Below are 13,029 nucleotides of genomic sequence, written 5' to 3' on the forward strand. Positions count from 1 at the left end.
GTCAGCATCGCCAGCGGCAAATCCCTGCTGGCCAGCGTCGCGCAGAGCATCAGCCTATTTGCGCAGAACGCGGGCGCCAAGCTGTTTGCGGCTAAAGGCAAGATCGAGTTGCAGGCGCAAAGTGATGCGATGGAACTGACGGCGCAACAAGGGGTGAAAATCACCTCTCTTGCACAGTTAGTGGAAATGTCTGCACAGAAGGAAATTTTGCTCACCAGTGGCGGCGCTTATATCAGGATCATACGCGGCAATATCGAAGTACACGCGCCAGGCACTATAGACATCAAAGGGGCCAAAAAGACGCTCAGCGGCCCAGCAAGTATGGATTACTCAAACAAGGCGCTTCCCATCAGCATGCCCGCGGGGCTGTACGACGAGCAAAATCGCCTCATGACCAGCCATGGCGTACCGCTTCAAGATGTCGCAGTTGAGGTTGATATTCCTGACCAAGGCAAGAAAATATTTTTTACCGACCAAGACGGTAACATTCCAAGAATTTTCAGCGACAAACCTGGTGGCGGTAAGGTTACTCTGGTGCCTGACGAGTTGATCGTACCCCCGGGGTCGGACAAATATTCTCCGAGCAAAAAATCATGAAGGATTACTTTAACTTTAACTCTAAATCCTGCTCTATCCATGATCTGAACCCTAAGTGTAGAGAGTTATGGTCGATTGGCCAGCAGGTGGCCATCCGACGCTTGAGCGTCCAGACACGCGCACCTTATAAGCAACCACCCCGATATGAGTTGTTAAGCAACTTCAGCACGCGCGCTGCGCGTATCGCGGGGAATGACGCCCGACTCTATCTTGAGCTTGAGCCCGAAGGAAAGCCTGAGTTGAAAGGGCGATTCTACTGGACAGGGCTTTGAACTTATAAGAAAGACTGAAAGCATGACGACGGTATCAGACCGTCGAGCGCTTCAGTATAAATCTTTAATAGCTATAGCCAACCACGAGCACGTTAAGATTTTACAACCACTCATCTATGAAGACGTTGTTTTTCGAAGATTACTGGACGCTCAGGCTGTGGTCGAAGGCAACTGGGGAGTACCACGTCGTTTAGCTGCATTAAGTACCGCATGTGAAACCAATACCAAAGCGCTAGACAACGTCATGACCAAGGGCGATCTTTATAACAAAGTTGACCGCATGGTCTTTATTACCGAAATTGCCGACAGTTATCACGAGAAAATGTTCTCTGCAGTATCCTATATGAACTCGGCCATCAGCACCATTTCCACCTGGAATGAGCGAACATGAGACTTATTTTATGCCTAACCTTTCTTTTACTCTCTGGATGCCGGGATAAAATTCAAAAAAATAACACTGTACAATCGCAATCGTATGAAGGAGCTGTTACCCGATCTACTTAAAAAGCTGGCATCGCAACGTGCAGTTGCAGAAAACCGACTGAAGGAAATGGGAGTTTCCATTGATCAACGCTATCAAGACCCCGAAATCACTATCCTGACGGCTCAGCATTAAGCATTCAGCTATCGACACGGCCCTGGGAGCAAGTTAGATCACAAGATGTTTGTTAGCGAAGACAGTTCGCACCGCCATCAGAGCACTGGTTTAGGAAGTGGATAGCAAACACAAGCCGATCAGGGTTCATGATCAGCCTCTGAGTGGTGCAATGGCGTAGTACTCCACCTGAAAAATCTCTACACTTGACCACTTGATCAAAAATGGACAGAAACACAGGATTTCCCGGACGAAGACGTCATCTCAACGGATTATCAGGAGTAGAACCATGAGCACAACGGATCAGACTCAAAGTACTGGCAAATACAACGCGAAGTGGCAGGAACGTTTCAATTTTTTCGAGGCTTACGGTGCGCCGAACGATCCCAATTTCAAAGCTGGCCTCAAATCACTTCCGGGTGTCAGAAAGAAACTGCTGATCAACCTCAACGTCATCGCGTATTTTTTTGGTCCGATCTATTTTTTTGTGTTGGGACTCTGGAAAAAAGGCCTTGCGTTGATCGGCGTAATGCTCGCAATCAATGCCCTCGTTATCCTGACTTGTACGCTTTTGGGGACTGATGTCCCTTATGCGCTCGGGACCGGTCTGACTGTGGCCTATTCGCTGATGTACGCCTTGACTGTCAACTACTCGTACTACCTCAAAGAAGTAAAAGGCGAGCAAGGCTGGAACCCATTCAAAGGCATGCGTCTCTGACGTGTAGATGCAACCGGCTGAGTGTCCGCACATCCGGTCAGTGCAAGGGTTCGCGGCTCCTTGATCAAGGACGCGCTCAACGCAGCGTTGTACCTGAGGGCGGTCATTCAGGTAATTGCCAAAACGATGCAAAATCAGGACTTCGATGACAGTTTCCTCTCCCCACGCAGCCTTGCTGCCGCTGAAAATTATCGCGACTGGCGTAGCGCTACCACCGGGTCGGGTAGATTCCTCTGCGCTGGACACGTTATTGAACAAGCCCGCGGGTTATGTCGAAAAGCGCTCGGGCGTACTTCATCGTTTTCATGCAACAACAGAGGCGAGCCAGGCTGAACTGGCTTCGCAAGCACTCAAAGACGCACTGGCTCGGCAGCATCTTCCTGCGGACTCGATTGATCTGTTGATCTCGGCCTCGGCAGTGCCTATGCAGGCATTGCCCTGCACAGCAGCGCTGATTCTGAAAGTTTCCGGCTTGCCTTCCGGCACGCCCGGCTTTGATATCAACTGCAGTTGCGTGAGCTTTATCACCGCGTTGCAAGTGGCCGCCGGACTGCTCAATACCGGGATTTACCGGCGGATTGCGATTGTCTCAGCGGATCTGGTCTCGCGTGGTATCGATTGGGATGACGAAGAGAGTTCGCTGATTTTCGGCGATGGGGCTGCCTGTGCCATTGTCGAACGTGGTGACGGCAGTAGTGGCATCCTCAGCAGTCTGGTTGAAACCTATCCGGAAGGCAGCGACCTTTGCGAGATTCAAGCGGGCGGCACACGACGCAATCCGCGTGCAGGCATTTCCGACAGGGACTTTCTGTTCCATATGAAGGGCAAGCAATTGTTTCGTCAGGCTGCGGCGTTGATTGAGGGCTACCTTGCCCGGTTGCTGGCGAGCAGTGGTTTGACGCTGGCCGAGATTGCCACGGTGGTGCCGCATCAGGCCAGCCATCTTTCGCTCGAACACATGCGCAGACGACTGGGGGTGCCGTCTGAGGTGCTGGTGGATATTTATCGCTACCATGGCAATCAAGTATCGGCGTCGATACCGACGGCACTGCATACGGCTTTTACCACAGGCCGCGTTAACCCAGGAAAGCCGGTGATGTTGATCGGCACCGCTGCCGGTTTGACACTGGCTGGCATGGTGCTGCTGCCATGAAGGTTTTGTTAACCGGCGCCACCAGCGGCCTCGGACGCAATGCGGCTGAGTGGTTGCTGAACGCGGGGCATGCTGTGCATGCCATCGGGCGTGACGCGTCAGTGGGAAATCTGTTGCGAGAGCAAGGTGCCGGGTTCACCCATCTGGATCTGACGCAGGCAACGTTGCAGAAATACGAGGAGTTGATGCTCGGTTGTGACGCGGTCTGGCACTGCGCAGCGAAGTCTTCTCCTTGGGGCAGCAAGGCCGAGTTTCACAAGACCAACGTGGTCGCGACAGAGAACCTGGCTGAGGCCGCTGGCCGCTGCGGTGTTCCGCGTTTCGTGCACATCTCTACGCCGGCAATTTACTTCGACTTCCAGGATCACGAGTGCATTGACGAGCAGTACCGCGCCCACCGATTCGCCAACCATTATGCCAGCAGCAAATATCTGGCAGAGCAATCCATTCAGGCGCTGGTGCCGCGCTATCCGCAGACTACCTTTATCATCCTGCGGCCCCGTGGCTTGTTCGGCCCCCATGACCGGGTGATTCTGCCGCGGATACTGGGCCAGATAGGACGTGATCGAGGCGTTCTGCGTTTACCCGGCGGCGGCCAGGCGGTGCTTGACCTGACCTTTGTACTGAACGTTGTACACGCGATGGATCTGGCCAGCCGCACCAGCTGTCTGGTGTCGGGCGCGGCTTACAATGTCACCAATCACCAGCCCATGCGCTTGGTGGACACGTTATATCTGTTACTGCACGGTCAGTTAGGTCTTCGCTATCGCGTCAAGCCCATGCCTTACCCACTGCTGCACGCCCTGGCGACTGCGCTTGAACTGCTTGCCTGCATCACTCGCAAGGAGCCGATGTTGACTCGTTATAGTGTCGCAGCGGTGAACTTTGGTATGACCCTAAGCCAGATCCGCGCCATCGACGAGTTGGGCTATCGGCCGTTGTACTCAATGGAAGAGGGCATTCAGCTCACAGGGCAATGGCTCAGATCGGAAGCGGTGACCCCCCATGGCTAGCATCACTACCTTCGAAGTGGGTTACTGCACGCATATCGGCTGTATGGCGTTGCAAGGCGCTGGCTTTCGTGTCTGCAGATTTCCGTCCAGGGCTTATTTGCTGGAGGTCGGCGATCGCCGCTGGTTATGGGATACGGGCTACGCCAACCATTTCCAGCAGCATACCCAGTCGGGAATTTTCCGCGTCTACAGCCAGGTTACTCCGGTGTATCTGAATGCAGGAGAGACACTGGTAGAGCAACTCCGCGATGCAGGTTATGCGGCCAATGACATCCAGGCACTGATCATCTCGCACTTTCATGCCGATCACATCGCCGGGCTACGTGATTTTAGTCATCTCGACTTTATCTGCTCGGGCGAAGGCTGGCAGAAGACTCGCGAACTTCGAGGGATCTCAGCACTCAAGCGAGCCTTCGTGCCTGGACTGATTCCCGAGGGTTTCGAGGCGGCTTTGCGGTTCATCGAAGGCTTTGAGCAGGTAGCGTTGTCTGAGTTACTGGCTCCGTTTACACATGGCTACGACTTACCGGGCAGCGAAGGGGAGATTGTTCTAGTGCCTTTACCAGGTCACGCCGCCGGGCACATCGGTGCGTTTATTCTCACCGACGAGGGTTGGACCCTGCTGGCCAGCGATTCCGCTTGGTCGCCGGTGAGTTATCAAGAATTGCGTGGACCGTCCGTCCTGGCCAACGTGCTGATGGATGACAGCAAGGCGTACTACCAAACGCTGAATCGTCTGAATCAGTTGTGGTCATCGGGTCATGTGGATATCCGTCTGTGTCACGAGGGGGATCTATGATCCCGGTCATGACGCTCTGGCATTACTGGCGTGCGCGTCGCTTGCGCTTTTCCAGTCGCCAAGCGCTGGAGCGTTTTCAGGGCAGGCAACTGAAGCGCTTTGCCCGAAGTGTGCTGGCCAACAGTCCCTACTTTCAGTCTTTCCGCAATTTGCCGTTAAATCAGTGGCCGCTTATGGACAAGGCGTTGATGATGGCGCAATTCGACCAGATGAACACTGCTGGCCTACAGCGCGATCAGTTGCTGGCCTGCGCTCAGCGTGGCGAGGTTGAAAGAGACTTCACGCCACGCATGGGTCGCTTCAGCGTCGGGCTGGCATCGGGCACATCAGGCCAGCGTGGTGTTTTTGTCGTCAGTCCGCAGGAGCAACAGATCTGGGCTGGCGGGATGCTTGCCAAAATGCTGCCCGATGGTATTTTTGCGGGTGAGCGAGTAGCACTGTTTCTACGCGCGGACAGCAACCTTTATCACAGCATCGACAATCGATGGCTGAGTCTGGCCTTTTACGATCTGTTCTCGCCCTTCACCGATCAATTGCCTCGTCTGCAAGCTCAGGCGCCGACCATTATCGTGGCACCCGCACAAGTGCTACGCGCCTTGGCCTTGGCTGTTCTGGACGGACAAATTCAACTTGATGTAAAGAAGGTGATTTCCGTTGCGGAAGTACTGGATGCGCAAGACCGCCAGTTATTGAGGTCAGTGTTTCGGGAGGTCGGCGAGGTCTATCAAGCAACGGAAGGTTTTCTGGCCGCCACTTGCTCGCATGGCACGCTGCATTTGAACGAGGAATTTGTGCACATCGAGCCCCTGTGGCTTGATGAACATCGTTTTACGCCATTGATCACAGACTTCACTCGCAGTACCCAGCCTATCGTCCGCTATCGGCTGGATGATGTGCTGGTCAGGCAATCCGAGCCCTGCCCATGCGGTCAGCACTCGATGGCCATCATCCGAATTGAAGGCCGCCACGACGACCAGTTGTTGCTGCCTGATCAGCATGGACGGATGCAGACTGTGTTTGCCGACCTCTGCAGCCGGGCCATTGCCAATGCGCTGCCGTTGACCAGCGACTATCGTTTGATTCAACTGTCGCATACCCGGTTGCAGTTGATCGCAGACTGCACGCAAACCGAACTGGAGCATGGCTGCAAACAGCTTGTCACGGTGTTCGAGCAGCAGGGAATTGCTACTGAAAGACTTGAATGGCAGCTGACAGCGCAGGCTTTTATGCCGAAGTTTGACCGGAAACGACGACGTATCGTCCGACAGGCAGAAGCATGAAAAATGCCGTGACATTCAGGTTGTGGCAGATGCTACTTGGATGGGGCTCGGTTGGCCTGATCTACACGCTGACAGACCACTTGCAGCATGCGGGACAGATCATGACACCCTCGTCGCTCGACCGGATGATCGAGTTCTCGCCGCACGCGATCTGGTTGTATCTGTCGTTTTTCGTAGTCGTTCCGTTGGGCTATTTACTCACCCCGCTCGATCGAGTCCGCTGGTTGTCCCGAGCCATGCGCCTGACTGCGCTGGGGTCAGGAACGGTTTATCTGGTATGGCCCACAACGATGGTGTACCCGGTCGATGAGGGGACGACGCTCAGTTCTATAATGCTAGCGGCACTGACCTATGTAGACTCTGCCCAGAATTGTCTTCCATCCCTGCACATGGCCTTGATGGTGCTGGCGGTCTGGGGGGTCAGCGCAGCAAGGCGTAGAGTACGTACCATCGTGTTCATATTGTGGGTGGCTGCCATCTCTTATTCGATCCTGCAGTTACGTCGCCATCTGTTCCTGGACGTGATAAGCGGCGCGGCGATCGCACTGTTGTCTGGGTGGCTGATAGACGTATTCAGTCGAAGCAGGCAACGCGCACGCAAGGAGAGCCTGCAATGAGCGATCTGGCCATTCCGATTGTGATCATGCTGCTGATGGTGACCGGTGAAGCGGTAATTCTGCGTTGGGTGCGACGGCAGCCGGTCGACTGGCATGACGTGGTGGTCAACCTGAACTCCGGACACATCATGCTTTGGCTTTTTCGTGGTCTGGAAGTGGTCTGTTACGGCCTTGTAGCCACCTACTTAAGCCTGGGCCTTCTTGACACCTGGCCACCGCTGTTGATGTGGGCGTTCGCATTTCTAGCGTGGGATTTCTGTTTTTACTGGCTGCACCGACTGCATCATTACTTCGGGGTGCTGTGGGCCGTGCATGTGGTGCATCATCAGGGCGAACACTTCAACCTGTCACTAGGCGTGCGTAACTCGTGGTACTCGTCGCTGACATCGATTCCGTTCTTTGTTCTGCTGGCGGTGCTGGGCGTGCCGCTGCATGTGTTTGTCACGGTGTCGATCCTGCATTACTCGATGCAGTTCTTTAACCATAATGCACTGACACCCAATCTGGGCGTGCTGGAGAAGGTTTTCGTCACTCCGACTCACCATCGTGTGCATCACGTCAAAGACAGGGCCTATTCCGATAAGAACTTCGGCGGCACCTTCATTTTCTGGGACAAGCTGTTCGGTACGTTCTCCCGACTGCCGGATACGCCCTACACGTATGGAATCGGTGGACCTCGCTCGTCCGCCAACCCGTTCTGGGCCAGCAATTTGCCGCTCCTGCGCTACCTGCGACTGTCCATCACACCGCTTGAACAGCACGCCAGCTCGCGCATCCCAGGTTTCAGTATTTTCAGCGGTGCGCTACTGCTGTTCACGCTGGTGGTGGGCTACATCTATCAGTACGGCTATGGCTACGGCGACATCAGTTGGCCGCAAATCGCCCTGTTCATCTTTCTCGTGATGGGCTCCGTGGCACTGGGCGGGATGACCGAAGCGAGAGCCTGGAGCATTCCTGCCTGGCTGTTGGTCAGCCTGTGTCTGCCACTGCTGTTTCTGGGCTATTACGGCTGGTCCCAGGTGTATTGGCAATTACCTATGATCGCCCTTGCCCTGCACAGTGCATGGGTCGCCCTGTCTAACCGCGCTCAAGGTTCGTCAGTCCCACATTCACTGGAAAAACCTCATGGCTGAATCACTCGCGCCGCTGTCGTTCCCTGCCGATGGCGAGCAGGCATTTCATCACGCCCTCAAGCGGGCGGCACACGCTTATCTGGCTGACGACCATCGTTACGCCAACTCTCGACAACTGTTGACGGCATTGCTTCTGACCCTGCTGTGCGGCAGCTTCTATGCCGTGAGCCTGATGCAACACACAGCATGGGCATTCGTAGGCTGCTATTTCGTGTTTGTCCTGACCGGCATGCTGCTCAACGTGATGGTATTTCACGACGCCACCCACAACGCGCTCTTCCGGGCGTCTTGGGCCAATAGGCTGGTAGGGCGGCTGATGACATTGCCGCTTGGTATTGATCCAGATTACTGGCGTGTCAGGCATGTGCAATTTCATCACGCCTACGCCAATGTCGAACATTACGATCTGGACACTGAAGAGAATGGCGTGCTGCGGCAATCCCCCTTTCAGGGCTGGCACAGGCACATGCGCTATCAACACCTTTATTGGCCAATGATCGCGGCTATATCCCTGCCTTATATCGCCTGGATATTCGACTGGTCGGACCGCTTGGGAAAAACGCCGCTCAAGGCCAAGAACATCCTGCCTGGACGTAACGGATGGGCAGTGTTCCTAGCCAGCAAAACGTGCCATTTGCTTCTGGTATTGGTCGTACCGCTAATGGTGTTCCAGGGCAACTGGACAACGGTGTTACTTGCGTACCTTCTAAGCCAGATGCTTGCCTCACTCTGGGTTGTATTTCTGCTGCTCGGAACGCACTGGGCAGACGCTGAGTTCTATGAACGCCCTGAAACAGGCCTGATGCCCCACGGCTGGTATCGACACAATTTTGCCACTACCTGTGACTGGCGCACCTCGCCACGCTGGCTACACCATTTAGTCGGTGGACTTAACTTTCACCTGACCCATCACCTGTTCCCTGGCTGGAGCCATCGACACTACCCGGCGCTGGCGAACATCATCGCTGAACTAGCCCCCCAATATGGCATGAGCTACCGCTGTATCGACTATCGCGAGTTGCTCAGACAGCAGCGAAAATTCCTGTGCAGCATGGGCCAGGCTCCGCATGTGACGAAGACTACGTGACAGACCCGAAGAATGCGGTCTTTACATCATTGAGGTAAAGACCGCCGCCCTTCTCCTAGCCAAATTGAATATCAGAAAGATTAACCTGTTCTCAGATACCCCAGATGAAGGGGTAATTATCATGACTCGGCGCTGGCAGCGCTGACACCCTTTTCGGCCGCGACGCCCCAAGCTTTGCCGCACTCAAGGATGTTCTGTCCCGCGCCGGGCAGCTGGCTGAAAAGCTGCTCAAGGACCGGGGCATCGAACTCCACCTCGCGCCTGTCGCCGCACCCTCCCCGGCCACCCCCGAGATCGCCGATGCTCAACCCGCAGGAGCTGTGATGACCCAGACCCTACACGACACGTCGTCCGCTGCGTTGCGCACCACTCCGGCAACGCGCGACGAGGCATTCACCATGCCTCGCGAGCGTCACGCAATTTTTCAAGAACATCGAGCCGCAAAGCCCAGTACCATACCTGATCGAACGCGCCATCAAGTGGGGCAACATGCCGCTTGAGGGTTGGCTGAACGATGTCATCAAGGACAGCAATGTGGTCGACAGCATTCGTGACGTGCTGGGGACCAAGGAGCCCAAACCTTGATGGGGGCAGTTAACAAGAAGTAAATGCGACACTCCGCAGCGCAACGGAAATCCCGGAAGAAACCTTCACTCATGGACACAAGGAATCAGGACATGAACACGACCGATCAATTGCAGCCTCGCAGCAAGTACAGCGAGAAATGGCAGGAGCGTTTCGCATTCTTTGATGCGCATGGGGCACCCAATGCACCAGGCTTCAAAGAGGCGCTCATGAAACTGCCGTTTAAAAATAAAGTCCGGGTAAACGCCAACATCATCGCGTTCTTTTTTGGGCCGATTTATCTTTTCGTCCTGGGTTTGTGGAAAAAGAACCTGACGATGATTGCGATTTTGCTGACGATGAACATCCTTCTGGAAATCGTCTATGCGCTGACTGATTTTGCCTACGCCAAACAGCTCAATTTCGCCGTAGGGTTCGGAATGAACACCCTGTACTTGTTCATCACCAACTACGCCTATTACCTCCAAGAGGTCAAAGGTGAGCAAGGCTGGAATCCGTTCAAAGGCATGCGCTGGTAAGTAGCGCGGTTGCTATAAAGTGCAGCAGCCTGCTGCCACGCGAGCGTTGCTGGCCTGCGCAGTAGGCTAGAGATCAAGCGCTGAGTCGCCGACCCGCTCCAGCGTGCCTGGATGGGCCGGCGTTCGGCGTGGCCTTACCCCCCGCGTCTGACGACAGTGGCGAATTGAACTCTTCCGTGGGACCGGCTTTAGACGGGAAGCGGTGGGTACATTCGCTGCCTCTCCATTGCCGGAAACGCCTTCTCCCGGCTAACGCCGGTCCCACAGCGTCAGCCATGGGAAAACACCGACAGCCAGATCGAAGTAACCGTCCGGCGAAGTCACCTACCCGATCCCGGCGATAAGGGCGATGTTCTCCACTTAAAATACGTGGACAACTACGCCCATATTTTCAGGATTGCCATGCGCCAAAGAACTTCTTATCCCAAACCCTTAAAACCCCAGATCGTCCAGGAATGTCTGCAGCCGGGCGTGTCAATGGCCAGCGTAGCCCGCCGCCATGGCGTCAACGCCAACCTGGTTCGAAAGTGGATACCGGCTTATCGTGATCGTCAGGCACCAGCGTTGCCCGCTTTCGTTCCGATGAAACTAGCGCCCGCATCCCAGCCGCAGCCGCAGCCGCAGCCGCATGTAATTGTCAGCATTGAGGTGCCTTTCGGGCAGAAAAAACTCACCGTAAAGTGGCCATGTTCAGATCCTGATGGGTGTGCCCGTTTTGTTCGTGAGCTGGCTCTGTGATCCGCATCGACGCCATCTGGCTGGCCACAGAACCGATGGACATGCGCGCCGGTACCGAGACCGCGTTGGCCCGGGTGATTGCCGTATTCGGTGCGGCGAAGCCGCACTGCGCTTATCTCTTTGCCAATCGCCGTGTTAACCGAATGAAAGTACTGGTTCATGACGGGATCGGCGTTTGGCTGGCTGCACGCAGCTTGAATCAGGGCAAGTTCCACTGGCCTGGTATTCGACATGGCTGCGAGATGGAGCTGGATGCCGAGCAACTTCGGGCGTTGGTGCTCGGTCTGCCCTGGCAGCGCGTTGGTGCTGGGGGCGCCATTACTCTGCTTTAAAAACTGTAATTAGTTTCCTGGCTTACTGCCGCAAGTGCTGTGCTTTGGTAAAATCCACGGCATGACTTCTTTGCCCAATCTCGACCAGATGCCCCCCGACCAACTACGCACATTAGTGGCGCAGTTGATGTCGACGGTCGACACCCAGGGCAGGAAGATCCACCGCGATCAAACCATCATCGAGCAACTGACCCACGAGATCGCGCTCCTCAAGCGGCACACGTTTGCCAAGCGCAGCGAGCAGATCAGCCCCGAGCAAGGCAACTTGCTCGATGATTTGCTCAATACCGATCTTGAGGCCATCGACGCAGAGCTGAAGGCTTTGCGACCGACTCCGGCGCCAGAAGAAAAGCGCCAGCAACCCAAACGTGCGCCGCTACCCGCGCAGTTTCCCCGTACAGTGATCCGACATGAGCCGGAAAACACTCAGTGCGCCTGCGGTTGCCAACTTCAGCGTATCGGTGAAGACGTCAGCGAGAAGCTGGATTACACACCTGGCGTGTTCTCCGTCGAACAGCATGTGCGAGGAAAATGGGCCTGCCGTCAGTGCGAAACACTGATCCAGGCCCCGGTGCCGGCCCAGGTGATCGACAAGGGCATCCCGACGGCGGGCTTACTGGCTCATGTAATGGTGGCGAAGTTCGCTGACCACTTGCCGCTGTATCGGCAGGAGAAAATTTTTGGCCGGGCCGGCTTGGCTATCGCCCGCTCGACGCTCGCGCAATGGGCGGGACAGACCGGAGTACAGCTTCAGCCTTTGGTTGACGCCTTGCGAGAAGCGGTTTTGGCCCAACGAGTCGTCCATGCCGACGAAACGCCGGTACAGATGCTCACGCCGGGCCAGAAGAAAACTCACCGGGCGTATGTCTGGGCTTACTGGACGACGCCGTTCTCGGCTTTTAAGGCCGTGGTTTATGACTTCAGCCCGAGCCGTGCCGGTGAACATGCACGCAACTTCCTTGGCCTGTGGAATGGCAAATTGGTATGCGACGATTTTGGCGGCTACAAAGCCAGCTTCCAGCAAGGCATCACTGAAATCGGCTGCATGGCCCACGCCCGTCGTAAATTCTTTGATCTGCATGCGACGAACAAAAGCCAACTGGCCGCCCAGGCGCTGCACTCCATTGGCGGGTTGTACGAAATCGAACGGCAAACACGGGAGATGACCGACGAAGATCGTTGGCGAATACGCCAGGAAAAAGCGCTGCCCCTTATCGACGTTCTACATATCTGGATGTTGGCCCAACGCGATCTGGTGCCCGAAGGGTCGGCTATTGCCAAAGCGCTGGATTACAGCCTCAGGCGCTGGACGGCACTGACTCGATATCTCGAGGACGGCGCTGTACCCATAGATAATAACGCGGTCGAAAATCAGATAAGGCCGTGGGCGCTTGGACGCTCGAATTGGTTGTTCGCCGGGTCACTGCGCAGTGGTAAGCGGGCAGCGGCGATCATGAGCTTGATCCAGTCAGCACGGATGAATGGGCATGATCCGTATGCTTATCTCAAGGATGTGCTGATGCGGCTTCCGACGCAACGAGCCAGTGAAATCGACCAACTGCTGCCGCATCAGTGGGTATCTGCATGAGTCA

14 protein-coding genes and 1 pseudogene are annotated in these 13,029 nt (G+C 55.4%); all 15 read left to right on the forward strand.

The annotated features are described in order from the left end of the window. A partial coding sequence (locus ACP7B0_RS22890; protein ID WP_426144008.1) for a DUF2345 domain-containing protein occupies positions 1 to 597 on the forward strand: 597 nt, incomplete at its 5' end. 294 nt (positions 598 to 891) lie between these two features. After that, positions 892 to 1,260, forward strand: a complete 369-nt coding sequence (locus tag ACP7B0_RS22895; RefSeq protein WP_426144010.1) for a DUF2515 family protein — start codon at positions 892 to 894, stop codon at positions 1,258 to 1,260. A 493-nt stretch (positions 1,261 to 1,753) separates the two neighbouring features. Further along, positions 1,754 to 2,182, forward strand: a complete 429-nt coding sequence (locus tag ACP7B0_RS22900) for a DUF2628 domain-containing protein (protein ID WP_426144011.1) — start codon at positions 1,754 to 1,756, stop codon at positions 2,180 to 2,182. 145 nt (positions 2,183 to 2,327) lie between these two features. Beyond that, positions 2,328 to 3,335: a 3-oxoacyl-[acyl-carrier-protein] synthase III C-terminal domain-containing protein gene (locus ACP7B0_RS22905; protein WP_426144012.1), complete on the forward strand. Its 1,008-nt coding sequence runs from the start codon at positions 2,328 to 2,330 to the stop codon at positions 3,333 to 3,335. Then, positions 3,332 to 4,348 carry an NAD-dependent epimerase/dehydratase family protein gene (locus tag ACP7B0_RS22910; protein WP_426144013.1) on the forward strand — a complete coding sequence of 339 codons (1,017 nt, stop codon included), beginning with the start codon at positions 3,332 to 3,334 and terminating at the stop codon, positions 4,346 to 4,348. The genes ACP7B0_RS22905 and ACP7B0_RS22910 overlap by 4 nt, the downstream gene beginning before the upstream one ends. Beyond that, a complete protein-coding gene (locus ACP7B0_RS22915) occupies positions 4,341 to 5,147 on the forward strand; it encodes an MBL fold metallo-hydrolase (protein ID WP_426144015.1) in 807 nt (268 codons plus the stop codon). Before ACP7B0_RS22910 ends, ACP7B0_RS22915 begins: the two co-directional genes overlap by 8 nt. Beyond that, positions 5,144 to 6,427 carry a F390 synthetase-related protein gene (locus tag ACP7B0_RS22920; protein WP_426144017.1) on the forward strand — a complete coding sequence of 428 codons (1,284 nt, stop codon included), beginning with the start codon at positions 5,144 to 5,146 and terminating at the stop codon, positions 6,425 to 6,427. Before ACP7B0_RS22915 ends, ACP7B0_RS22920 begins: the two co-directional genes overlap by 4 nt. Beyond that, a complete protein-coding gene (locus ACP7B0_RS22925) occupies positions 6,424 to 7,044 on the forward strand; it encodes a phosphatase PAP2 family protein (RefSeq protein ID WP_426144019.1) in 621 nt (206 codons plus the stop codon). Before ACP7B0_RS22920 ends, ACP7B0_RS22925 begins: the two co-directional genes overlap by 4 nt. Then, positions 7,041 to 8,177 carry a sterol desaturase family protein gene (locus ACP7B0_RS22930; RefSeq protein ID WP_426144020.1) on the forward strand — a complete coding sequence of 379 codons (1,137 nt, stop codon included), beginning with the start codon at positions 7,041 to 7,043 and terminating at the stop codon, positions 8,175 to 8,177. Before ACP7B0_RS22925 ends, ACP7B0_RS22930 begins: the two co-directional genes overlap by 4 nt. Beyond that, entirely contained in the window at positions 8,170 to 9,264 is a 1,095-nt protein-coding gene (locus ACP7B0_RS22935; protein WP_426144022.1) for a fatty acid desaturase family protein, read from the forward strand. The genes ACP7B0_RS22930 and ACP7B0_RS22935 overlap by 8 nt, the downstream gene beginning before the upstream one ends. Positions 9,265 to 9,401: 137 nt before the next feature. Then, positions 9,402 to 9,849, forward strand: a pseudogene (locus ACP7B0_RS22940) (type VI secretion system protein TssA); the annotation flags it as partial. 92 nt (positions 9,850 to 9,941) lie between these two features. Beyond that, positions 9,942 to 10,367: a DUF2628 domain-containing protein gene (locus tag ACP7B0_RS22945; protein ID WP_426144023.1), complete on the forward strand. Its 426-nt coding sequence runs from the start codon at positions 9,942 to 9,944 to the stop codon at positions 10,365 to 10,367. Positions 10,368 to 10,769: 402 nt separating this feature from the next. After that, positions 10,770 to 11,105, forward strand: coding sequence for an IS66-like element accessory protein TnpA (tnpA, locus tag ACP7B0_RS22950; protein ID WP_426144024.1), 336 nt, complete (start codon positions 10,770 to 10,772; stop codon positions 11,103 to 11,105). After that, entirely contained in the window at positions 11,102 to 11,437 is a 336-nt protein-coding gene (tnpB, locus tag ACP7B0_RS22955; protein ID WP_426144025.1) for an IS66 family insertion sequence element accessory protein TnpB, read from the forward strand. The genes tnpA and tnpB overlap by 4 nt, the downstream gene beginning before the upstream one ends. A gap of 61 nt (positions 11,438 to 11,498) precedes the next feature. Further along, a complete protein-coding gene (gene tnpC / locus ACP7B0_RS22960; RefSeq protein ID WP_426144026.1) occupies positions 11,499 to 13,025 on the forward strand; it encodes an IS66 family transposase in 1,527 nt (508 codons plus the stop codon). Positions 13,026 to 13,029: the final 4 nt, after the last annotated feature.

Source organism: Pseudomonas sp. DWP3-1-2, from assembly GCF_049896285.1.
Lineage (GTDB): Bacteria > Pseudomonadota > Gammaproteobacteria > Pseudomonadales > Pseudomonadaceae > Aquipseudomonas.